Below are 259 nucleotides of genomic sequence, written 5' to 3' on the forward strand. Positions count from 1 at the left end.
AATTGTGGGTGTATCCACCGACGAATTTAATGCGCTTAAAGGTAAGGCCGCGTTTTTCAATTTTCAACAACGACAAGAAATTGTCGCAGCCTGTAAATATGTTGATGAGGTGATAGCTGAAAACGATTGGCGCCAGAAAAGGAATGATATTATTCGGCTAAATGCTGACATCTTTGCTATTGGTGATGACTGGAAAGGTAAATTTGATGATTTATCTGATATCTGTAACGTATTTTATCTTGAACGCACGCAACAAATT

General features: G+C 37.8%; 1 protein-coding gene. It reads left to right on the top strand.

What is annotated here, in order from left to right:
- Nucleotides 1-259, top strand: a 259-nt coding sequence (locus AAEZ05_RS29180) for a nucleotidyl transferase family protein (protein WP_502947812.1), incomplete at both ends; no start/stop codon positions are given.

The sequence above is a fragment of the Pseudomonas sp. HY13-MNA-CIBAN-0226 genome (assembly GCF_040310305.1).
Taxonomy (GTDB): Bacteria; Pseudomonadota; Gammaproteobacteria; order Pseudomonadales; family Pseudomonadaceae; genus Aquipseudomonas; species Aquipseudomonas gregormendelii.